The organism is Nocardia sp. NPDC047648, from assembly GCF_040642815.1.
Lineage (GTDB): Bacteria > Actinomycetota > Actinomycetes > Mycobacteriales > Mycobacteriaceae > Nocardia > Nocardia gamkensis.
The window spans coordinates 59229-82022 of record NZ_JBEYSX010000002.1 but is presented as its reverse complement, the minus strand read 5'-3'; the positions used below and the strand labels follow the sequence as shown (position 1 = coordinate 82022).

17 protein-coding genes and 1 pseudogene are annotated in these 22794 nt (G+C 70.9%); 6 read left to right on the top strand and 12 right to left on the bottom strand.

The annotated features are described in order from the left end of the window. Positions 1 to 20: 20 nt before the first annotated feature. Positions 21 to 1046 (bottom strand): PDZ domain-containing protein, encoded by a 1026-nt coding sequence (locus tag ABZ803_RS04730; protein WP_357032920.1) that lies wholly within the window; start codon positions 1044 to 1046, stop codon positions 21 to 23. 127 nt (positions 1047 to 1173) lie between these two features. Between ABZ803_RS04730 and ABZ803_RS04725 the strand changes: the two genes are divergently transcribed. The 3 genes from ABZ803_RS04725 to ABZ803_RS04715 all read left to right on the top strand — a co-directional run bounded on the left by ABZ803_RS04725 (position 1174) and on the right by ABZ803_RS04715 (position 4939). Beyond that, positions 1174 to 2586 carry a zinc-dependent metalloprotease gene (locus ABZ803_RS04725; protein ID WP_357032917.1) on the top strand — a complete coding sequence of 471 codons (1413 nt, stop codon included), beginning with the start codon at positions 1174 to 1176 and terminating at the stop codon, positions 2584 to 2586. An 85-nt stretch (positions 2587 to 2671) separates the two neighbouring features. Beyond that, positions 2672 to 3547 (top strand): hypothetical protein, encoded by an 876-nt coding sequence (locus tag ABZ803_RS04720; RefSeq protein WP_357032914.1) that lies wholly within the window; start codon positions 2672 to 2674, stop codon positions 3545 to 3547. Between the two features lie 48 nt (positions 3548 to 3595). Beyond that, a complete protein-coding gene (locus tag ABZ803_RS04715) occupies positions 3596 to 4939 on the top strand; it encodes an AarF/UbiB family protein (protein ID WP_062975317.1) in 1344 nt (447 codons plus the stop codon). A 162-nt stretch (positions 4940 to 5101) separates the two neighbouring features. Here ABZ803_RS04715 and ABZ803_RS04710 read toward each other — a convergent pair whose 3' ends face one another. The 6 genes from ABZ803_RS04710 to ABZ803_RS04685 all read right to left on the bottom strand — a co-directional run bounded on the left by ABZ803_RS04710 (position 5102) and on the right by ABZ803_RS04685 (position 10000). Further along, complete coding sequence (locus tag ABZ803_RS04710) at positions 5102 to 5371, bottom strand: WhiB family transcriptional regulator (protein WP_357034282.1); 270 nt, start codon at positions 5369 to 5371, stop codon at positions 5102 to 5104. A 189-nt stretch (positions 5372 to 5560) separates the two neighbouring features. Beyond that, positions 5561 to 5899 carry a hypothetical protein gene (locus ABZ803_RS04705; RefSeq protein ID WP_357032911.1) on the bottom strand — a complete coding sequence of 113 codons (339 nt, stop codon included), beginning with the start codon at positions 5897 to 5899 and terminating at the stop codon, positions 5561 to 5563. Between the two features lie 110 nt (positions 5900 to 6009). Continuing rightward, a complete protein-coding gene (locus ABZ803_RS04700) occupies positions 6010 to 8157 on the bottom strand; it encodes an ATP-dependent DNA helicase UvrD2 (RefSeq protein ID WP_357034280.1) in 2148 nt (715 codons plus the stop codon). A 373-nt stretch (positions 8158 to 8530) separates the two neighbouring features. Then, positions 8531 to 8995, bottom strand: a complete 465-nt coding sequence (locus ABZ803_RS04695) for a MarR family transcriptional regulator (RefSeq protein ID WP_357032908.1) — start codon at positions 8993 to 8995, stop codon at positions 8531 to 8533. Between the two features lie 9 nt (positions 8996 to 9004). Further along, the gene (locus tag ABZ803_RS04690; protein ID WP_357032906.1) at positions 9005 to 9469 is read right to left on the bottom strand and encodes an EVE domain-containing protein; all 465 of its coding nucleotides are present in this window, start codon (positions 9467 to 9469) and stop codon (positions 9005 to 9007) included. Between the two features lie 108 nt (positions 9470 to 9577). Beyond that, complete coding sequence (locus ABZ803_RS04685; protein ID WP_357032903.1) at positions 9578 to 10000, bottom strand: SRPBCC family protein; 423 nt, start codon at positions 9998 to 10000, stop codon at positions 9578 to 9580. An 84-nt stretch (positions 10001 to 10084) separates the two neighbouring features. Between ABZ803_RS04685 and ABZ803_RS04680 the strand changes: the two genes are divergently transcribed. Beyond that, positions 10085 to 10348, top strand: a complete 264-nt coding sequence (locus ABZ803_RS04680; protein WP_040868967.1) for a mycoredoxin — start codon at positions 10085 to 10087, stop codon at positions 10346 to 10348. Between the two features lie 42 nt (positions 10349 to 10390). On the opposite strand, the gene nudC is transcribed toward ABZ803_RS04680, so the two are convergent. The 3 genes and pseudogenes from nudC to ABZ803_RS04665 all read right to left on the bottom strand — a co-directional run. Further along, a complete protein-coding gene (gene nudC / locus ABZ803_RS04675; RefSeq protein WP_357032900.1) occupies positions 10391 to 11296 on the bottom strand; it encodes an NAD(+) diphosphatase in 906 nt (301 codons plus the stop codon). A gap of 46 nt (positions 11297 to 11342) precedes the next feature. After that, positions 11343 to 12398 carry a potassium channel family protein gene (locus ABZ803_RS04670; RefSeq protein WP_357032897.1) on the bottom strand — a complete coding sequence of 352 codons (1056 nt, stop codon included), beginning with the start codon at positions 12396 to 12398 and terminating at the stop codon, positions 11343 to 11345. A 601-nt stretch (positions 12399 to 12999) separates the two neighbouring features. Next, positions 13000 to 13161, bottom strand: a pseudogene (locus ABZ803_RS04665) (hypothetical protein); the annotation flags it as partial. Positions 13162 to 13399: 238 nt separating this feature from the next. On the opposite strand from ABZ803_RS04665, the gene ABZ803_RS04660 reads away from it, so the two are divergent. Next, positions 13400 to 13813, top strand: a complete 414-nt coding sequence (locus ABZ803_RS04660) for a hypothetical protein (protein ID WP_357032894.1) — start codon at positions 13400 to 13402, stop codon at positions 13811 to 13813. Here the strand turns inward: ABZ803_RS04660 and ABZ803_RS04655 are convergent. Next, entirely contained in the window at positions 13770 to 18470 is a 4701-nt protein-coding gene (locus tag ABZ803_RS04655; RefSeq protein ID WP_357032891.1) for a UvrD-helicase domain-containing protein, read from the bottom strand. The two genes, ABZ803_RS04660 and ABZ803_RS04655, sit on opposite strands and share 44 nt — an antisense overlap. A 43-nt stretch (positions 18471 to 18513) precedes the next feature. Further along, a complete protein-coding gene (locus tag ABZ803_RS04650) occupies positions 18514 to 22128 on the bottom strand; it encodes an ATP-dependent DNA helicase (protein ID WP_357032888.1) in 3615 nt (1204 codons plus the stop codon). Between ABZ803_RS04650 and ABZ803_RS04645 the strand changes: the two genes are divergently transcribed. Further along, positions 22018 to 22794 carry an alpha/beta hydrolase gene (locus tag ABZ803_RS04645; RefSeq protein ID WP_357032885.1) on the top strand — a complete coding sequence of 259 codons (777 nt, stop codon included), beginning with the start codon at positions 22018 to 22020 and terminating at the stop codon, positions 22792 to 22794. The two genes, ABZ803_RS04650 and ABZ803_RS04645, sit on opposite strands and share 111 nt — an antisense overlap.

The following is a 22794-nucleotide window of genomic DNA, read 5'->3' as shown; positions in this document are numbered from 1 at the left end:
ATCTGCCTCGCGGCGCGACGTCAGCCGCAGCTGACCGGTTCCTTGCCGGAGTTGATCTCGTTGAGCGACTGCACCGCGCCGGTGAGGTTCTCGACGCGCACCAGCCGCAGGCCGTCCGGGGTCCGCTGCTTGGCCTCGTTGCAGTTGGCGGCCGGGACCAGGAAGGTCTCCGCGCCCGCCTCGCGCGCGGCCATCATCTTGTACTGGATGCCGCCGATCGGACCGACCTTGCCGTCCTGGTCGATGGTCCCGGTGCCCGCCACGAACTTGCCGCCGTCCAGCTCGCCGGGGGAGAGCTTGTCGATCAGGGCCAGGCTGAACATCAGTCCCGCGGAGGGCCCGCCGATGTCGGCGAGATTGAAGGCGACCTGCACCGGCGGGCGGGCACCCTCCCCCGGCGTCACGCCGAGGTAGCCCTTGGCCGGGTCGTCGGGGCGCGCGCCGAGGACGATCGTCGCGGTCTGCTCGGCGCTGTCGCGCCGGTACACCACGGTCAACGTGCTGCCGGGCGCCTGGGCCGAGACCGCGGTGACGACGTCCTTGGGCACCGTCACGGGCGTGCCGTTGATGCTGATCAGCTCGTCACCCGCGCGCAGCACATCGTGGGCGGGCCCGTCGTCGGTCACCTTGCGCAGCAGCACCACCGTGGGCAGCCGCAGGTAATGCAGGGCGGCGACCTCGGCGTTGCCCTCGGAGTCCTTGAAGTCCTCCTGGTTGGACTTGTCGATCTCCTCGCGCGAGACGCCCGGCGGGTAGACCTCCGAACGCGGCACCAGGCCGTGCTTGCCGCTGGCCCAGAAGCCGAACGCCTCGAAGATGCTCAGCCCGTCCCGCACCGACACCGTGGTCATGTTGAGATGGCCCGTGGTCGGATCGACTTCGGTGCCGCGCACGTCGACGACGTCCTTGCCGTCCACCTCGCCGAGGGTGTCGAAGGTGGGGCCGGGCCCGAGTGCGACGAACGGCACAGTCAGCACACTGCCGACGACACCGAGTACGAGCACCGGGATCAGAGCGGCCACCAGGGTGAGGATCCGACGATTCACCCGGACCACAGTAATGACAGCAGGCGACGCGAGGCGCCGGAGGCGGTCATTTTCCCCGGGCGCGCCGCCCCCGGTTTCGCGCCGCGCGAACATCGGGACGCTGTGCTACGCGCGTAACGTGAAGGGCATGAACGACCTCCCCTTCGGATTCTCGAACCGCGACGACGACGATCGTAAGCGCGGTGACGAGCCGGGCGGTCCCGGTCCGAACGACCCGCTCGGTTTCGGTATCGGCGGGTCCGGCGCGGGCGGATTCGACCCGGCGCAACTCGGGCAGATGCTGACCTCGCTCGGCCAGATGCTCAGCGGCATGGGGCAACCCGGCTCGGCGCAGGGCGGGCCGGTGAATTACGACGTCGCCAAGCGGCTGGCCCGCCAGCAACTCGGCTCGACCATCGCCCCCGTCTCCGCGGGCGCCGCGAGCGCGGTGTCCGACGCCGCGCATCTGGCCGAACTCTGGCTCGACAGCGCGACCACCCTGCCCGCGGGTGCCACCAAGACGGTCGCGTGGACCGCCAACGACTGGATCGAGCAGACCCTGCCCACTTGGCAACGCCTGTGCGACCCGGTGGCCCAGCAGATCTCGGGAATGTGGACTTCGGCGCTGCCCGAGGAGGCCAAGCAGTTCGCCGCGCCGATGGTCGGCATGCTCGGCCAGATGGGCGGCTTGGCCTTCGGCTCACAGCTCGGCCAGGCGCTCGGCCAGCTCGCCAAAGAGGTGCTGACCTCCACCGACATCGGACTCCCGCTGGGACCCACCGGCACCGCGGCGCTGCTGCCCGCGGCGATCTCGGAGTTCAGTGCGGGGCTGGAACAGCCGGAGAGCGAGATCCTGGTGTTCCTCGCCGCCCGGGAGGCCGCCCACCAGCGACTGTTCGCCCATGTGCCGTGGCTGCGCCAGCAGGTGCTCGGCGCGGTCGAGGACTACGCGCGCGGCATCCGGATGGACTTCTCCGCCCTGGAGCAGGCCGCGCAGGACATCGACCCGATGTCGCTGGCCGATCCCGCGAAGCTCGAGGAGATCCTCGCGCAGGGCACCTTCGAGCCGCAGACCACGCCCGAGCAGAAGCAGGCGCTGGAACGGCTGGAAACGCTGCTGGCGCTCATCGAGGGCTGGGTGCAGGTAGTGGTCGCCGAAGCCGTCGGCGACCGGTTGCCCGGCGCGGGCGCGCTGGCCGAGACGCTGCGCAGGCGGCGCGCCACCGGCGGGCCCGCGGAGCAGACCTTCGCGACGCTGGTCGGTCTGGAATTGCGTCCGCGCAAGCTGCGCGAGGCAGCGGCGCTGTGGCGCAGGCTCACCAACGATGCCGGCATGACCGCGCGCGACCAGGTCTGGGCACACCCCGACCTGCTGCCGGATTCCGACGATCTGGACTCCCCCGCCGGCTTCATCGACTCGGTGATCGGCGGCGGCGCGGCCGTGTTCGACGATCCGCTCGCGCAATTGGCCGAAACCGAGGCGCGCGAGCAGGCCGCGCGCGAGCACAAGGATGGCGACGCCGGGCCCGACCTGGGCAAAGAGGGCGGCGCATCCGCCTGAGCCGCCTTGTGGATGAAGCGAAATCCTGTGGATAACTGAGGGTTTCGCAGCGAGCCGCGCACCCCGCGATCCGCATACTGATGACATGACAGCGATATGTCGTGGTCCTCGATTGCGCCCGAGGGTGACCGTGCTGGTCCGCCCGACCGGTGTCGTCCAACTCGGGTGCGATCCGGAAACCGCGGTGGTGCTCGGCCCGGAAGGCATGGACGCCGAGACGGTCCTCACTTTCCTCCGCCTGCTCGACGGGCTGCGCACCAAGCCGCAGATCATCTGGCGAGCCGGAGAATGCGGCATAGACGCCGAACGGGCTGTGGCATTGCTCACGCTGGTCGACGAAGCCGGCTTGCTGGACCATCCGCAGGACCGAGCCGTCCAGGTGCGGGCGGTGCGGGTGCACGGGCTCGGTCCGCTCTCGGACGCGGTATCGGCCGGGCTGCGCGCGCTGGGCGTGCGGCCGAGCCGGTCCCGGGACTATCCGTCCGGCACGGCGACCGTGCGGTCCTGGGGAGCGGACCTCGTCGTCCTCGCCGACACGCTGATGCCCGATCCGCGGCTGGTGAGCGAATTGGTACTGCACCGCATTCCCCATCTGCAAATGCGCATCCGGGACAACAAGGGCGTCATAGGGCCCTTGGTGCTGCCCGGCGTGACCAGCTGCCTGCGTTGCGCGGACCTGATCCGCTCGCAGAACGACGCCGATTGGCCGCACCTGGCGGCCCAGCTGCTGGGCCGCGTCGGACACGCCTCCCCCGCCGGCATCGCCGCGACGACGGCGGTTGCCCTCGGCGAGCTGGAGGCGATCATCGCCTGCTCGGCCCGGCGCACACCGGCCACCCTGGACGCGACTCTGGAACTGGATCTCGATTCACATGTCCTCGATCGGCGCGAATGGGGCCGCCATCCCGCATGCGCGTGTGCGCGCGTTTCCGCAGGCCTCGCGGCCGGAGCCCCCACGTGATCAAGATTGCCGTGGCAGATCGGCCGGTCCGTCCGCCATGATGGGTACGTGTCTGAGATCGTGCGCCGTCGCTCGTCCCGCAACGCCAAGTTGGCCAAGATTCCGCTCGGCATCGCCGGACGGGCGGCCGTGGGGTTCGGCAAGAAGCTCGCCGGAGGCGACAAGTCCGAGATCAACGCGCAACTCAACCAACGCGCCGCCGAGCAGCTGTTCACGGTGCTGGGCGAGCTCAAGGGCGGCGCGATGAAGTTCGGACAGGCGCTCAGCGTGATGGAGGCCGCGGTCCCGGAGGAGTTCGGCGAGCACTATCGGGAGGCGCTCACCAAGCTGCAGGCCGCCGCGCCGCCGATGCCCGCCGCCACCGTTCACCGGGTGCTCGACCAGCAGCTCGGCACCCAGTGGCGCACCCGCTTCCGTGAGTTCGACGACACCCCGGCCGCGTCGGCCAGCATCGGGCAGGTACACCGGGCAGTGTGGTCGGACGGGCGGACCGTGGCGGTGAAGGTGCAGTACCCCGGCGCCGACGAGGCGCTGCGCGCGGATCTCAAAACCCTGTCCCGCATGTCCGGTCTGGTCGCGTCCGTGATCCCCGGCGCGGACGTCAAGCCGATCCTCGCCGAGATCACCGAGCGCACCGAGGAAGAGCTGGACTACCGCAACGAGGCCGCCAATCAGCGCGCCTTCGCCAAGGCCTTCGAAGGGCACGCCGAGATCGTGGTGCCCAAGGTGGTGGCCAGCGCGCCGAAGGTGATCGTCACCGAGTGGCTGGACGGCGTCGCCGTCTCGACGATCATCAAGCAGGGCGCCGAGGATCCGGCGGGTACCCGCGCGCTGCGCAATCGCGTGGCGGGACTGATGGGCCGGTTCCACTTCTCCTCCCCGGAGGTCGTCGGACTCCTGCACGCCGATCCGCACCCCGGCAATTTCATGATGCTGCCCGATGGCAAGCTCGCGGTCATCGATTTCGGCGCGTGCGCACCGATGCCGGACGGCTTCCCCGCGGTGCTGGGCCGCATGCTGGCCCTCGCGGTCGAGGAGCGCTTCGCCGAACTCACCGAACTGCTGTACGACCACGGCTGGGTGATCCCCGGCCGGGTGGTCACCCACCAGGAGATCGCCGACTATCTGCGGCCGTTCACCGACCCGATCCAGACCGACTCGTTCCACTTCACCCGCAGGTGGATGCAGCGGGTGGCGGGCAAGGCGTCGGAGTTCGCCAGTCCGGAAATGAAAACTGCGCGGGCACTGCAACTTCCGGCGGAATACGTGATGATCTTCCGCGTGCTCGGCGGTTCCGTCGGCATCCTCGCGCAACTCGACGCCGAACTGCCGTTCATGGAACTCGTCCGAACCTGGATGCCCGGCTTCAGCGAGGAACGCACGGCCTCCTGAGCCTCGGAGCCGTGTAGGAGCGCACACCGAACATCGACGCAGGCCAGCCGCCCACCGGACGACGGTGGGCGGCTGGTCTGCTTTCTCGTTCGTTGGCTCGGTCCGTGTCGGGACCGACGGAATCGAGCACATCGACCGGAGGGAGGGAAATCACTCCCCGGCTCATGCCGGGACCGCGACCTTGCGCGGACGACCGCGGGGACGCTTGCGGGCGATCACGACACCCTGGTCGAAGATCTCGCCGCCCCAGACACCCCACGGCTCACCACGATCCATGGCGGCGCTCAGGCAGCCCTTGCGGATCGGGCAGGTCGCGCACAGCGCCTTGGCCTGCTCCAACTGGACCGGGCTCTCGGCGAACCAGAGGTCCGGGTCTCCAGCACGGCAGGGCAGGACCTTGGTGATCTCCTTGGTCCGGGTAGTCGACGCCACGGTTCGGCATGTCACGTCAGTAGTGGCCTGCGGCCAACCCTGTGCGGTGAACACGTCGTTCTCCTTCAGCTCGTTGCAGCGGTTCGTTTGTTGTGGCGAAACCGGTGCCGGTCGGCTGAAGGGCCGGAGAATACTGGCCACGGTTTCGCTGTCGTGCGATCCGTGGCCAGGAGGTCGGGGAGGAGTTCCCTACCTAGGTCGACATCTGTGTCGAGTCCTGAACACGATCGCTGGGTGTGCGGTGCGGAGGCGTGCTGCCCGCGGATCCGCCGGCTCGAAGCCGACTTCAGCCGCGAAGACACCGACTGCTGCCTCGGCAGCCGCCGGGTGCCAGCCCGCGCTGGGCTTGCCCTGGATCTCGGTACGGATAGACGTATGCATCGCAAGGGAATTCACTTGCTTGCACGACGTGCCGAACGCACCGATTCCGGACACACCGATCCCCTGCAAGGCGAGGATCCCCCGGGAGGCCGCCATGGGCGCATAGACCGCAACGCCACTGGCGCCGAGGTTCATGATGTTGTCCACTGCTCTGCCTCCCTCCTGTACTCGTTGTGTCGCTAACTGTGCGCGCCGAGATGCCCTCCCGGTGCGTAAAAACACCATAGGCAAGATCTTCGAGCGCGACAACCTATTTTCTACCTGCGGTTTTGTGATATGGATCGAAGCCGGGACGCGACGATCGCGAGCACGTCGGCCCCGAACTGGTCGATCTTCTTCGCACCGATGCCCGCGATCGCGGCCAGCGCGGCGTCGTCGGCGGGCAGTTGTTCGGCGATCGCGGTGAGTGTGGTGTCGGTGAACACGACGAATTCGCGGACCCGCAGCGCCTCCGCCTTCTCCGCACGCCAGTCTCGCAGTGCCGCAAGCAATTCCGCGTCCAGTTCGGCCGGGCAGCGACGGCAGCGGCCGAGCATGGTGGCGTAGGTGCCGATCAGCGGTTTCGCGCAGACCCGGCAGGTCGGGCGGACGCCGCTCGACGCCGACGGCGAGGCCGCGATACGCGAGGCGGGCGAATCGTCGGGGACGAGGCCGTTGAGGAATCGCGAACGCCGCCTGGAGCGCCTGCCGCCCTCGTTCCTGGCCAGCGCCCAGGACAGCCGCAGATGTTCGCGCGCCCTGGTGACGCCGACGTAGAGCAGCCGCCGCTCCTCCTCGAGCGCCGCCTCGTCGGCGACCGAGCCGTCGTCGGCGAGGACGTGCGCGATCGGCATGGTGCCGTCGGACAAGCCGACGAGGAATACCGCGTCCCACTCCAGGCCCTTGGCGGCGTGCAAGGAGGCCAGCGTGACCCCCTGCACCGTGGGTGGGTGCCTGGCCTCGGCGCGGGTCGCGAGTTCGCGCAGCAGGCCGGTCAGGTCGAGCCGCTCGTCGTGGCCGATCAGTTCCTCGGTCAGGCGCACCAAGGCGATCAGCGAGGACCAGCGTTCCCGCGCCTGCGCGCCCGCGGGCTCGGTGGCGGTGAGCCCGAGCGGGGCGAGCACGGCGCGCACCAGCGAGACCAGGGCATTGCCACTGCGCGCCTGGTCGGGCAGGTCCTCGCGTGACGCGGCCTGCCGCAGCGCCTGCACGGCCTGCCTGACCTCCGCACGCGCGAAGAACCCCTCGCCGCCGCGGACCTGGTAGGGAATTCCGCGCTCGGTGAGCGCCTGCTCGTAGCTCTCGGACTGGGCGTTGATCCGGTAGAGCACGGCGATCTCGGCGGCCGGTGTGCCCGCCTCGATCAGCCTGCCGATCGCCGCCGCCACCGCCGCGGCCTCCGCGGGCGCGTCGTCGTATTCGGCGAACACCGGCTCGGGTCCGTCGGCGCGCTGGCCGATCAATTGCAGCCTGGTGCCCGCGATGCGCCCGCGCGCCGCGCCGATCACCCGATTGGCCAGCGACACCACCTGAGGAGTCGAGCGATAGTCGCGTTCCAGGCGGACCACGGTGGCTTCGGGAAAGCGACGGGAGAAGTCCAGTAGGTAGCTCGGCGTGGCGCCGGTGAACGAATAGATCGTCTGGTTCGCGTCGCCGACGACGGTCAGGTCGTCGCGGTCGCCGAGCCACGCGTCGAGCACGCGCTGTTGCAACGGCGTGACGTCCTGGTACTCGTCCACCACGAAGCTGCGGTAGCGGCCGCGGAATTCGTCGGCCACCGCCGGATAGTCCTCCAGCGCCGCCGCCGTGTGCAGCAGCAGGTCGTCGAAGTCCAGCAGCAGGCCGTCCGGCGTCGCCTTGAGCTTCTCGTAACCCGCGTAGACATCGGCGACCCGCAGCGCCTCGTAGGGCGTCTCGCGCCGCTGTTTCGCGACCGCCGCCACGTAATCCTCCGGCGCGATGAGCGAGCCCTTCGCCCACTCGATTTCGCTCAGCAGGTCGCGGACGCTGTCGGTGGCCGTGGACAGCCCGGCCCGCTGCGCCGCCTGCGCGACGATCGGGAACTTGGCATCGATCAGCCGCCACGGCACGTCACCGACGATCTGCGGCCAGAAGTACTTCAGCTGCCGCAACGCCGCCGCGTGGAACGTCCGCGCCTGCACCTGGGTCGCTTCGCCGCCGAGGCCGAGCGCGCGCAGCCGGGTGCGCAACTCCCCCGCCGCCCGCGCGGTGAACGTGACCGCGAGCACCTGATCGGCCTTGACATGGCCCTGCGCGATCAGATGCGCGATGCGATAGGTGATGGTCCTGGTCTTGCCGGTCCCCGCGCCCGCGAGCACGCACACCGGGCCGCGCGGCGCGCGCACGGCGGCGGCCTGCTCGGGATCGAGGTCTGCGAGGTCGAGAGCGGGCACGCGGTCCATCATGACAGCGCCCACCGACACCCACCGTGCGGGCGTCGACCCGAGCCTGCACCCACGTCATCACGGACAACCGCAGCGAAGAACGGGACGGCCCGACCGCTGTCGACGTCATCCGACACATCCTGATGTCGGCGACGCGGCCGAGAACCGCGACCCATCGACAGCACCGACAGCACCGACAGCACCGACAGCACCGACAGCACCGACACATCGAACTCGGCCCGCCACGTCACCGCCGACGTGCCGGGTTTCGAGGCGAGTGCCGCGCCGTGTTCCGCGCCCCCTGCGCGGAAGGTCCAAGGGCCGCCGCTTGCCCACACGCGTGGAACGCCACGACTCGCAGGCGGCGCCGAGCGGGTGGACAACCTCCCACCGATCAGCGGTCGCGCAATAGCTGTAAGGACCGGAGAAAGGCGCCGCTCGATCCACCGAGCGGGGCGAAGTACTCCTCGTCGCACGCCTCGACCGCGACGATGGCCCGGTTGACCAGTGCCACCCCGGCTTCGGTGGCGATCAGGGCCTTCGCCCGGCGATCGCTCGGGTGGTCGCGGCGTTCCAGCAGGCCCTTCTGCGCCAGCGTGCGCACCACCTGGGAGGTCATCATCGGATCGGTGGCGGCGTATTCGGCCAGGTCACGCTGTCGCACCGGATCCGCGCGACCGGCGGCGAGGTAGGTCAGCGAGGCGAGCAGCACGAACTGCACATGAGTCAGATCGAACGGAGCGAGTGCCGCCCGCTGCGCCGCCTGCCAGCGATTGGTCACCTGCCACAGCAGTAGACCGGGGCTTTCCTCGGCCGTGTGGAATCTGGAGCGCAGCCTCCCGTCCTCCGCCTCGCGCATCGGCCTGCCTCACTCCTCGGTCATCGCCCGCGCGATCAGCGCGTAGTCGTGCGGGCTGAGTTCTATCAGGCCGCGGCGCAGGACCATCCCCCAGTTCGGCACGCTGGTGAATTCCAGATCGGCACGCAACTCCTCGATCGGCGTTTCCCGCGCCCCGGCTCGGTAGCTGACCGAACGGCGCCACGGCTGGAAGCAGCCGCCGTCCTGGGGATCGGCCTGCCAGGCCGGGCGGTCGTCGATGGTGCCGATCGCGGTGAACGAACGCACCGGCGCTCCGGTGCGCATGCCCTCGCGCGGCGAGTAGTAGATCAGCCCGTCGCCAGGCCGCATGCGTTCCACCGCCGTGCGCTTGCCGTGATTAGCCTGCGCTATGCCGATGTCGACACCGCGCCGGACGTGTTCCCGGGACACGACCGCCAGCCAATATCTGGTCGGCGACCAGTCGACGCCACTCCTCGATGACTGGGCACTCATATCGGTGCTCCTTCCGTGCGTGTGGATCTCGGTGGGTGCTTCGGCCGACGCTCGCTCGTCACGACAGATCCGCCCGGGCGGCGGGCGTCCGCCGAGGGTTGCGGCCGCTCACGCCGCGATCTCCTCCGCGACGGCGACCAGCGCGTCCAAGTCGGGCTGCACGGATCGCGCCAGTCCCGCGCCGAGGATCTTCGTCCACAGCAGCCGCAGCGGTCCGTCGATCGAGACCGTCACCGTGATCGTGGTTCGGCCGTCGACGGCGGCGACTTCATGGGCGAAGGTGAGCCGCGCACCCGGCAACCTCGACACATCGACGAACTCACGGTCGGTCAGGCGCTCGATCACGAACCGGACGTTCGGACCGCCTTTGGGCCGCAACGTCCCGGTCGAGCCCTCGGCGAACGGTCCGTCCAGCCGAGCCCACTCGGTGTCGGTGTTCCATTCCGGCCAGGTCGCCATGTCGGCCCAGCGGGCGAAGAAGGCGGTGGGCGGGGCAGTCGAGCGGGCGTGCGCGGTGGCGATGAGCGTCATGCATTTAGTATGCGCGCATACTAAATGCGGCGCAAGGCGGGAAGAAGTTCGAGTTGGAACAGCGGGCAGCCGTCCGGCGTTGCAGTGTCCGTGACTGACGCGAACCCCACTCTGACGATGTACTCGACCACCTGGTGCGGCTACTGCCGCAGGCTCAAGAAGCAGCTGGAGGAGGCGGGCATCACCTACGTCGAGATCGACATCGAGCAAGATCCGGCGTCGGCCGAGTTCGTCGGCAGCGTGAACGGGGGCAACCACGTGGTGCCCACCGTGAAGTTCGCCGACGGCTCCACCGCGACGAACCCGTCGCTGGCCGCCGTCAAGCAGGTCCTCGCCGGTCTGTCCTGATCCGCCGCCGTGCGCGGGTCGCACGGCCCGCGCGCGGGTGCGTCAGTCGATCGCGGCCCAGGATTCGACGATGGTGCGCGCGATCGAGATCGAGCCGGGCAGCAGCAGCCGGGTACCCTCGTCCCGCTTCGACCAGTCGCCCACCGCCAGCGCTTCCCGCACCTGCGCGCGGGTGAACCAGTCGGCTTCGGCAATCTCGCCATCGGAGAAGACCAGCGGCTGCGCGGGATCGGCGACGGCGGCGAAGCCGAGCATCAGTGAGCGCGGAAACGGCCACGGCTGGCTGCCCAGGTAGCTGATCTCGCGCACGTCGAGACCGACTTCCTCCCGCATCTCGCGCTCCACGCAGCGTTCCAGCGACTCACCCGCCTCGACGAACCCCGCCAGCAGCGAGAACAGCGATTTCGGCCAGCTGCTCTGGCGCGCAAGCAGCACCCGGTCGCCGCCGTCGTGAATCAGGCAGATCACCGCCGGATCGATCCGCGGGAACTCCTCGTAACCGCTCTCGGTGACACGCGACCAACCGGCCTTCGACGACATGGTCACCGTGCCGTCCGCGCCGTGGAACCCGGCCTTGTCGTGCCAGTTCAGCAGCGCGATCGCGGTGGACAGCAGCCCGGCGGTGCGGTCGTCGACGGTGCCGCCGGCCAGCGCGCGCAGATCGGTCAGCGTGCCCTCTAGTTCCGGATCGCGCACGGCCCACAGATGGATGCCGTCTTCGACGCCGAGGAACACCGCAGCCGGACTGGGTTCGGCGGACAACTCCAGGGCCGCCTCGAGAACCAGAACGTTCCCCTCGAAGCGCACCTGCCCGCGACGGTTGACCCGCAGCAGCTTGGCGGTGGCCCAGCCCTCCTTCAGAGCCTGGGCATCACCTCGGATCTGCTCGGCACGATCGATGACGGTACGGGAGAGCAAGGGAACACCATTGAGCTGAAATGCCGGCACGGTTCGAGACTATCGCGCCCGAGCTACCACCCGGCCCGCGCCGGGGTCACTTGCCCGCCCTGCGGATGTACAGAAGTTTGTCGCCCGCCTCGACCGCGTCCACTTCCGGCTCACCGACCCGGTACAGCACCCCGTTGCGCACCACGCCGAGGACGATATCGCTGAGATGCCGTGGCGAACCGCCGATCTCGGACGACTCCACCTCACGCTCCGCGACGGCGAAGCCCTCCTCCGGAGTGAGCAGATCTTCCATCATCTCCACGACCGTCGGGGTGGTCGTCGCGATGCCGAGCAACCGGCCGGCGGTCTCCGAGGACACCACCACCGAGTTCGCGCCCGACTGCCGCACCAGATGGGTGTTCTCCGCCTCCCGGATCGACACCACGATCTTGGCGGCCTTGTTCAGCTCCCGCGCGGTCAGGGTGACCAGCACGGCGGTGTCGTCCCGATTGGTGGCGACCACCACCGACTCGGCGTTCTGCGCACCGGCCAGCCGCAGCACATCGGACTGGGTGGCCGAGCCGTGCACAGTGACCAGCCCGGCGTTCGCGGCCGCCTCCAAAGCGATCACGTCGGTGTCGACCACGACGATGTCGGCGGGCTGCACCCCGTCACCGAGCATGGCGTCGATCGCGGTCCTCCCCTTGGTGCCGTATCCGACGACCACGGTGTGATTGCGCACGGTGTGCCTCCATCGCTGAATCTTGAAAGCCTGCCGGGAACGTTCGGTCAGCACGCTGAGTGTGGTTCCGACCAGGACGATCAGGAACAGGATGCGCAGCGGCGTGATGATGACGATGTTCGCCAGCCGCGCCTCGGGCGTCACCGGGTGGATGTCGCCGTATCCGGTGGTCGACAGCGACACCGTCGCGTAGTAGAACGCGTCCAGGAACGACAGTTCGTTGGCCGAGTTGTCGTGGTAGCCGTCGCGCCCGATGTACACCACCAGCGCGGCCAGGAACAGCAGCGCGGTCGCGAACAGCACCCGCCTGGTCAGCGAAATCCACGGACTGGTCTGCACTTCCGGGATGCGCAACACGCCGACCAAGGCGAAATCCGGGCGGCTGGCCAATCCCAGTCCGCGCGCTCGCTCACCGAACACCGGGCACACCCGTCATCTCGTCGCCAGCGTCGGTCATCCCCGGTATTCCTCGTCCCTCCGGCACAGCAGGGGAGCCTACTGTGTTTGTTTTTCCAGCGCCTGCGGCGCTGGGTGTTCGCGGCCCCTTTGTGGCTCGCGTTCGGAACATGCTCGGTCTCGCTTCGCTCGAAACCGGGAGTGGAGGTACGCGGGGCGCGTTGATTCGAACTCCAGATTTGATGTACGCGGCTTGGAGCGGTGGTCCATCCTGTCGGCCGCTAGGGCCAGGAACGCCTTGGTGGAGGCGACGCCGATCTCCGGCCCGGCCCTGGTGGAGAGGACCGCGTCGGACTCGCGGGGAATCGCGCCGTTCGTATAGCTGGGAAGCGCTGCTCGTGGTGCCGGCGGGGGAGACCTCGTCGTCCGCGGTGGGGGAGAACGTCTTGACCCCGTATCCGACGATCAGCCCGACGACCACGATCGCACCGGCCAAGGTGCCGAACACCTTGGTGACCGTGCCCGCGGGCGCGTCGCCGCCGAGCGCGCCGACGGGGAACACCGAGGGCTGCACCGAATCGGCGACCAGGGCCGCGCCTTTCGCGGTCACCGCCTCCGGGTCCGGCACGGTGAACACCGGGACGTCCAGCGCGGCGGTGAGGGTGTCGAGCACGGCGGAGATGTTGGCGCCGCCGCCGATGACCGCGACCGCCTGCGGTTGCCGCGGCGACCGGGCGAACGCCGTCGTGACGAAGCGGGTGAGATCGCGCAGCAGGTCGGCGATCAACTCTTCGAAGTCGGCCCTGGTCAGCTTCAGCGGACGCCCGGCGACGTGGTCGATGGTGACCGCGGGCGCGATGGACAGGTGCTCCTTCGCGGCGCGGCCCGCTGCGGCGAACTGCCCGGCGCGGCATTCAGCTCGAACCGGGGTGGGCCATGGGCACGCAGTTCGAAAAGCAGACCGTCAGGTCCGCAATGGGGCGACCGGGGCTCGACGCGAAGCAGCCTGGATGTAAAGGTTCCTCATGGCTGAAAACACACTGACATCCGTGTCCGACGGCGGGCGGCGGCCCGCGCTGGCGCTGGCCGCCCTGCTGTTCGGCGCGGGGGTGTTGCATTTCGTCCGGCCGAAGCCTTTCGATTCGATCGTGCCGCGCTTTTTGCCCGGGCGCGCCCGCGACTACACCTACGCTTCCGGCGTGGCCGAGATCGGCGTCGCCGCCGCGCTCGCGATCCCGCGTACCCGCGGCTTCGGCGGACGCCTCGCCGCGCTGCTGTTCATCGCGGTGCTCCCGGCCAATGTGCAGTTCACCGCGGACATGCTCGCCAGCGAGAAGGCTCCGCGGCTGGTCAAGATCGGCTCGGCGCTGCGGCTGCCGTTGCAGGTTCCGCTCATCACTCAGGCGCTGGCGGTGAGCCGGCGGGCGCGGCGTTCCTGATCAACTCGGCCAGTTCCTCCGGACCGGCCAAGTTCACCGGCGCGATGGTGCGACCGGTACGCACATAGTGGAACGCGGCGCCGATCCGGTCCAGCATCTCGCGCTCGGGCCGTCCCTCCCGCGCGGCCATCAGCCGCGCCCACGCCAGGCGATAGACCGCCAGCTGCATGGCGACCGCCGCTTCCTCAGCGGCGCTGGGCTCGGCGCCGGTCTTCCAGTCGACCACGGTCCAGCGGCCGCCCGGTTCGGCGAACACCGCGTCCATCCGGCCGCGGATCACGGTGCCCGCGATCGACGTCTCGAACGGAATCTCCACCTCGATCGGGCTGCGATCGGCCCACCGCGAGTTCAGGAACGCCTCCTGCATCGCGGTCAGCTCCGCGTCCAGGCCCGCGTCGGCCGCGCCGCTGTCGGCCGCACCGGGCAGTTCGTCCAGACCGAGCAGGCGCGTGGAGCCGAACCACCGCTGCACCCAGGCATGGAAGGCGGTACCGCGGCGGGCCAGCGGATTCGGCGGGTAGGGCAACGGGCGACGCAGGCGGGCGGCGAGTCTCGCCGGGTCGGCGCGCAGCTCGACCAGGGCGGTCGCCGCGATCTGACCGGGTAGCTCGACCTCCTCGGCGGCAACCGCGGCGGCCCGGTGTTCGGCGAGCAGGGCGTCGACGTCGGCGGCCCAGCCTTCGGGATCGCCGGGGTCCGGCGCGGGCTGGGTGTGCTCGGGCCGGAACCGGTCCTCCGGCGGGGGCGGAGCGAAACCGGTCGCGGCGAATGCCGGTTCGCCCGCGGACAGGTACTCCTCCACCGGGTCCGGCGCCGCGCCGAAATAGGGTTCGATGTCCGCGTAGGGGTCGGCGTATTCGGTGGCGACGACTTCGAAGTCATCCGCGAACTCGTCCGGCGGGTACTCGTCGTCGGGCGGGTAGTAGTCCGGTTCCGACATGAGATCCGGCTCGTCCGGCGGCGGCGCCGGCTCGACACGGTGGGGTCCGGCGCCGCGGTCGGAGACGATGCCCGGTGCGTCCGGGTCGCCGCGCCCGGCATGGGCGGCATCGGCACGACCGGAAGCTACGGCACGGCCCGGCGATGTCTCGGACGAATCCGGGTCACCTTGCCCGGCATCGGCGGGGCGGGCACGTGAGTCGGCGCGACCGGGGCCCGCGCCACCATCCGGGACGGCCCTCGGGACGTCCAGGCCACGGTGATCAGCATCGGCATGATGGGCACGCGAGTCGACATCGCCGAATTCGAAGTCGCGGTTCGGGGTGGTCCGACGCACGTCCGGACCATGGTGCTCGACACCGGCAGGACCCGCACCCGGATCGGCGCGCCCCGAACCGGCGCTGCGGTCCAGGCCGACGCCAGACGGATCCGGGCCGTGGCGCTCGGCATCGGCGGGGCGGGCACGCAGCTCGGCCAGCGCGGCGCGGACCAGCGCGGCGCCCTGTTCGATGGGGTCGCGGCGGGTGCTGAGCGGGTCTCGTGGCCATTCGGCGGTCGCCGGGTTGTCGGTGAAGGGGTTGACGGCGTCGGCGGCGGGCGGATCGTCCCAGCGGTCGATCGTCAAGACGTCGTGGGCCGGGCTTTGCGGGTCCTCGTGCGCGCGTTTCAGGTCCAGCAGGAAGTCCGAGGGGCCCTTCGGGGAGCTGCCGGTCTCCGCCCAGTGATGGGCCGAAACCAGCAGGACGCGTTCGGTTCTGGTGAGCGCGACGTAGAACAGGCGGCGTTCCTCATCGATCCGGCGGCGTTCCAGCGCCTCCTTGTGCGCTTTGATCGCGCGGTCGAGGTCCGCGCGGTCGTACAGGTCGGTGAGATCGAGTACGGGCACACCCTCGGCCGCGTCGTCCTGCTGACGGTCACCCCGCAGCGACGTCGGCAGTTCCGCCAGCGCGCCCAGCCACGTACCGGAACCGACTTTGGACGGGAACACGCCCTCCACCACGTGCGGGACCGCGACGATCTCCCATTCCAGGCCCTTCGCCGCATGCACGGTCAGTACCTGCACGCGGTCCTTGGCGACCTCGACCTCGCCCGGTTCCAGACCGTTCTCGACCTCCTCCGCGGCGGCGAGGAACGCGAGCAGTCCGCCGAGCGAGGCGCCGGTGTCCGCGGCGTACCCGGCCACCACTTCGGCGAACGCGTCCAGATGCTCGCGTCCGGCCCCGGTACCCGCCATGGCCCGCCGGGTCTGGGTCTCCACCCCGACGCCGATGGTGCGCTCGACGTCGGCGACCAATTCCGCCAGGGGCTGACCGCTGCGTTCGCGCAACGCGGCCAGCTCCCGGCCCAGTGCCTCGATGCGGGCGAACCCGGCGGAGGAGTACTGGTCCGGCGGGCCGGGGTCGGCGATCGCGTCGGCCAGCCCGGCCTGTTCGGCGGGTTCGGGCGCCACTTCGCGCAACGCCTCGTCCAGCGCGGCGCCGTCGGCGATCTCGGCCGGGCCCTGCGAACCGGGACGCCGGATGGACAGGTCCCTGGCGCGGCGGTGGAGCGCGGCGATGTCGGCGACTCCGATGCGCCAGCGCGCACCGGTCAGCACGCGCATGGCGGCGCTGCCCGAGCCTGGTTCGGCGATCAACCGCAGGGTGGCGACGATGTCGGCGACCTCCGGCGTGGCGAGCAATCCGCCGAGTCCGACGATCTCCACCGGGAGTCCTTGCGCGCGAAGCGCTTCCGCGAGCGGCGCGGCGTCGGCGTTGCGTCGCACCAGTACCGCCGACGTGGGCGGGGGCTGCTGAGCGGCGCGGCGGGCGGCCCACTCCGCCGCGATCCGCTCGGCCACCCAGTCACGTTCGGCGGCGACGGTGTCGGTCGACGCGAGCGCCACCACGCCCGGCCCGGCTTCGGGCTTGGCACGCAACGCGTCGACCGTCACTCCGCCGCCCTCGATCGCCTTGCGTCGCAACGGTTCCGCGACCGAGTTCGCCAGCGCCAGGGCCTCCGGCGGATTGCGCCAGCTGGTGAGCAACGCCAGCGTGGGGGCGGGAACGCCCGGCGCAGTGGGGAAGTCGGTGGCGAACCGGGGCAGATTGGCCGCCGACGCGCCACGCCAGCCGTAGATCGACTGCATCGGATCGCCCACAGCGGTTACGGCGAGCCGTTGCGCGTCGTGCGGTCGCGAGCGCTGATAGCGCCGCTCTGCTGGGTCGTGCGGGTCGTGCGCTCCGGCGAATCGCGGTTGCCCTTCTCCCCCTGCGTCGACGCGCCGCATGCCTCGCGCTGAATCGCCGGGATGGGCATCGACGGCCTGCGAAGACCCGTGGTCCGGCATTTGGTCCGGATCGCGCTTCCCCGCGCGGGATTGCGGGGCACGGCTACCCTGTGCGAGCCGGTCGGCGCGAGCATCGTCCACCGACGCCCCCGGTTGCCCCGTAGATGGATCGAGACGCATCTCCTGCGCACCGTCGCGCGCGGAGGCGCTTCCGGTCGACGTACCCGGGCCTCGGCCGCTGCCGCGCGGCTGACCCTCGAAAGCGCCTCCACTCATAAGATCCGGCTCTTCACCGAAGCCGTGCGGCTCCCCCGCAAAAACGCCTCCGCCCGACACATCCGGACTCCCACCGAAGCCGTCCGGCTCCCCCGCAAAAACGCCTCCGCCCGACACATCCGGGCTCCCACCGAAGCCGTGCGGCACCGGCGCGGAAGCGTCTCCGCCCAGCGCGTCCAATCCTCCGCCGGAACCGTCGGGCTCGCCATGGGAAGCGCTTCCGCCCGACACATTCGATGCCTGGTCCGACGCGCCCTCCGGCGCGCCGCCGAACAGGGCGGCGAGCAGGACGCGCTGGGCGTGGCCGGTGTCCTGGTATTCGTCGAGCAGCACCAGCCGGAACCGGGCGCGTTCGGCGGCGGCGACCTCGGGGTGCTCGGCGGCCAACCGCGCCGCCAGGGACATCTGCGCGCCGAAATCGAGTGCGCCGCGGCGACGCAACGCCTCACTCAGCTGTTGCACCAGCGGCAGCAGGGCAACCCGTTCCCGCTGTACCTGCACGATGTTGAGCAGCGTCTGGCTCGGGCCGCCCCGCTGACGCGGACCGGCGGGCAGCGTGTGCACCAGCTTGGCCAGTTCGGTGTGCGCCTCGGCCAGTTCCTCCGGCTCGACCAGATGCTCGGCGAGCTGTCCGGACAGCGCGAGCACCGCCTCGGTGACCGACACGGGGGTGCGCTCGGTCTCCAGGTCACCGTCCCAGGTACGGACCACCTGGTGGGCGAGCTGCCAAAGTTGCGTCTCGGTGAGCAGGGCCGCCGAGGGTTCCACCGGAAGCAGCAGACCGTGTTCGGTGAGCAACCTGCCCGCGTACGAGTGGTAGGTGCTGATCTCCGGTTCCGCGCCGGTCAGTTGGGCGCGCAGCCGGCCGCTCGGGTCGAGTTCGCGCAGCAGCGGCGCGCCGGCCAGCCGGGCCAGCCGGGTCCGGATGCGGGCGGTCAGCTGCTGGGCGGCTTTGCGGGTGAACGTCAGCCCGAGCACTTCGTCGGGCAGGACGAGCCCGTTCGCGACCATCCACACCACGCGGGCGGCCATGGTCTCGGTCTTGCCCGCGCCCGCGCCCGCGACCACCAGGGTCGGGCCCGGCGGCGCGGCGATCACGGCGGCCTGTTCGTCGGTCGGCGGCGGTAGGCCCAGCGCCTGCGCCAACTGATGCGGCGTCACCCGGCCGGTCACGGCAGCGCCCCGGCGACCGGCCGCGGCGAGGCCGAGGGCGCGCTCACTCGTCGGTCACCTGCCTCCCGCTGTCCTGCACGGGGCAGCTGCCCGCCACCGCGCAGTGGCGGCATCCGTCGTTGCGCATGGCGAGGTAGCCCGGGCCCTGCGTGGACGCGGCGGCCTGGTGAATGGTGTCCCGCCACTGCTCGAGCGCCTCGGCGTCCAACGGGGGCTGCATGCGCTGGGTAGCGCCCTCCGCCTTGCTCGGCTTCGCGACGTACACCAGCCGGGCCCCACCGGGTTCGCCGGACGGACCGGCCGCGGTGTCCGGATCGGCGGAGCCGGGTTCCGCCGGTGCGTCGAGAGCGCCCATGGCGGCCGCCACCTGATAGGTCGCCAGCTGCGCGTGATCGACGGCGGCCTGCTTGGTGACGGGCGACTTGCCGGTCTTCACATCGACGATCACGAATCGTCCCTGCGCGTCGCGCTCCAGCCGGTCGACGCGGCCCCGGATCCGCACGGCGCGTTCTTCTTCCGTGCGCGCGGGCAACTCGCAATCCACCGGCACTTCGACACCGGCCTGGGTGAGTTCGCCGCGGGTGTTGCGGACCCAGGCCGAGAAGGTCTCCAGCATCGCCTCGGTGCGGCGCAGCTCTTGCCGGGAATGCCAACCGGTCCCGGGATCCACCGCCTGCCAAGCGCGATCCAGCGCCTCGCGCACTTGGTCCGGGGGTACCTTGCCCGCGAGCGCCTGCACCAGCGTGTGCACCAGGTTGCCCTTGACGGCGTGCGGGTTGTCGCCGTCGGTGCCGCCGTTGCGTTCCAGCGCCCAGCGCAGCGGGCAGGTGCGCAGCAATTCGACGGTCGAGGGCGACAGCGCCACCGCGCCGTCCTCGTCGGTCCACAGCGGTCGACGCGAGCTGAGCTCGGCGGTGCCGTACCAGTCCTCGGGGTGGGTGCCCCGCACGCCCGCGTCCGCCAGCCGCGCGAGCTGATGCGCGGCGCGGCGCCTGCGCTCCGGATCGGCCTCGGGATCGCAGACCACGCCGCGCAATTCGGCGACCAGGGAATGCATCACCAGGGCGCGTCCTGGATCGACCACCGGCAGCGCACCGGGCTCGCCGTCGTCGTCGTGTCCGAGCAGTTCGGCGAGGAACCGCGATGGCACCAGATCGCGTTCGCCCGCGACCGATTCCACGGCGGTGACCAGCAGCGAGCGCCGGGCCCGGCTGCACGCGACGAGCAGCAGCCTGCGCTCCTCGGCGAGGATCGGCGCCGCGCGGCTCACCCGTTCCCCCGCGTCGGACACCCCGGCGGTGAGATCGACCAGGTCCTCGGTGTGCAGCAGGGTGCCGCGGGCGCGCGGGTTGGGCCAGATCCCCTCCTGGACCGCGGCGACGGCGACCACATCCCATTCCCGCCCGGCGGCTGCGTGCGCGCTCAGCAGCGCCACCGCCTCGCCTGGTGCCGTTCGCGGCGCCGCGTCCTGCGGAATCTCCTGTTGCGATAGGTATTCGACGAACCCTTCGATGCTCGCGCGCGGCAACCGGTCGACGTAGGCGGCGGCCGCGTCGAACAACCCGACCGCGGCGTCCAGATCGCGATCGGCTTGCATGCCGACCGCGCCGCCGCGCTCCGACTGGGACACCCAGCGCCGTTCCAGCCGGGAACCGGTCCACAGCGCCCACAGCACGTCCTCCAGGCTCGCGCCGCGCCCGCGCGCCTTCCGTGCCCGGCGCAGCGCGTCCATGACCCGGCGCAGCGGCGCGGCCTCGACCTCGGTGAGCCGGTTCAGGATCGCCGGATCGCCGGTCCCGATCAACAGGTCGCGCAGCACCTGCGCGGAGGGGCGGTCGACGTCCGTGTCGCGGTCCGGCGGCGGGTCGTCGGCCGTGTCCGGTGTTTTCGCCCCGGCGCGCACGGATTCCAGCGCAGCGCGCCGGATGCCCCGCCGCAGCCTGCGCAACGCGATCTGGTCGGCGCCGCCCAGCGGGCCGGACAGCAGGTCGAGGGCGTCCTCCGGTTCGAATGCCGGTTCCGCGCCCCGCTCGGCCGCCTCGCCCGCCAGGATCGCGCGCAGCGACAGCAGCATCCAGGCCGCGCCGCGCCTGCGCGCCAGCGGTGTGTCCAGTGCGGGTTGCTGCACGGGCACGCCCGCGGCGAGCAGGGCGCGGCGCAGCGGCGCCAGCGACAGCGGCACCGAACGCACGATCACCGCCATCCGCGACCACGGCACTCCGCCGGTGAGATGCGCCCGGCGCAAGTGGTCGGCGATGAGCGCGGCCTCCTTCGCGGGGGTGGCCAGCACCCGGACCCGCACCTCGGTGCCGTCCTCCCGCGGTCGGGTGCCTTCGGGCACCGGAATGCGTTGCGGCGCACTGCCCGGCAGGCGTGCGGCGATCCGCGCCACCGCCAGCTCCACCTGACCGCCGCAGCGATGGCTGTCGCGCAGCACGATGCGCCGCTCGGGCGGCACGTCGAGCTCGGCGACGAACCGCGCGTCCGCGCCGCGGAAGGTGAAGACGGCCTGATCGGGATCGCCCGCGATCACCGTGGTCCGCGCGCTGTGCCCGATCGCCCTGACAAGGACGGCCGCCTGCGGGTCCAGGTGCTGGGCGTCGTCGACCAGTAGGTATCCGATCCTGGCGCGTTCGGCGGCAAGCAGATTCGGGTCGGCGGCCAGCGCGTCGAGCGCCGCGCCGACCAGTTCGGCGGCGTCCAGCGCGGGCGCGGTCGCCTCCGGCGCCTCGACGCCGACCGACCAGCGCAGCAGCATCGTCTGCTCGTAGCGGATGGCGAACCTGCCCGCCGCCACCCATTCGGGCTTGGCGTGCTCGCGGCCGAGCCGCACCAGGTCTTCCGGTCCGAGACCGCGTTCGGTGGCCCGGAGCATGAGATCGCGCAATTGCTCGGCGAACCCGCCGAGCGCGAGCGCGGGCCGCAGCCGCTCCGGCCATAGTCCGCTCGCGCCCTCGGCCATGTCGGCCAGATCGCCGCGCAGCATCTCGCGCACCACGGCGTCCTGTTCGGCGCCGGTGAGCAGACGCGGCGGCGGGTTGCCGTGCGCCAGCGCGTGCCTGCGCAGCACGGAGAAGGCATACGAGTGCAGCGTGCGCACCAAGGGTTCTCGTGTGGCGCCGGGCACACCGCCCTCCGCGCCGGGTTCGGGTCCGCTCAACCGCGTGGTGATGGCGTCGCGCACGGCGCCCGCCGCCTGTTTCGAATGGGTCAGCACCAGGACCGATCCGGGATCGGCTCCGGCGGCGATGCGCTCGGCGGCGAGATCGACCAGCAGGGCGGTCTTGCCCGTGCCCGGTCCGCCGAGTACCTGCCAGGGCCGCCACCCCGGACGCGCCGGACCGGCCGCCGCGGCGGCGTCCAGCAGCGCGCGAACGTCGGCGCCCCAGTCTCGCGGCCGGGGCGCCACCACTGTCCGGCGAACCAGTCGCACCGCGCCATCCGATCGCACCACGCGGGCTATTGCAACAGACACGACCGACACGCCGGTACACGCCTCCGCCCGACCGCCGGTGCGCGCGACTGCGGCGCAGGTCAAAATGGACCGGTGTCTGTTTTGAATGTCCATCGGTTCGGTCCGACGACGGGACCGGTGGTGCTGGCCCTGCACGGCGTGACCGGCCACGGCAAACGCTGGGAAGACCTGGCCACCCGGCATCTGCCCGATGTCCGCGTGCTCGCGCCCGACCTGCGCGGACACGGTCGCTCGACCTCGCTGCCGCCGTGGAACTTCGAGACCATCGTCGAGGATCTGGTCGGATTGGTCACCACCGAGGCGGACGGCCCGGTGGTGGTGGTCGCGCACTCCTTCGGCGGCGCGTGCGCGCTGCACCTGGCGCATCGGCATCCCGAACTGGTGCGCAAGCTGGTGCTGCTCGATCCGGCCATCGCACTGGAACCGGAATGGCTCAACGAGATCGCGCTGTCCACCCTCGTCTCGGCCGACTACGACAGCGTCGAGCACGCGCGCCAGGACAAATTGGACACCGGCTGGGGCGACGTCGAGCCACGGTTGCTGGAAGCCGAACTCGACGAACACCTGATGCCCACCGCCGACGGGCGCTTCGGCTGGCGGATGAGCCTGCCCGCCGTCAACTCCTACTGGGGCCAGCTGGCCCGCCACTGGGTGCTGCCGCCCGCCGATCTGCCCACCGTGCTGGTGCAGGCGATGAAGGTGCATCCGCCGTTCGTCACACCGGAGTTCCGCGCGGCGCTCACCGAGCATATGGGCGCCCGCCTGACGGTGCTCGAATGGAACTGCGATCACATGGTCGCCCAGGCGTATCCCGCCCAGACCGGCGAACTCGTGCGCTCGGTGCTCTGA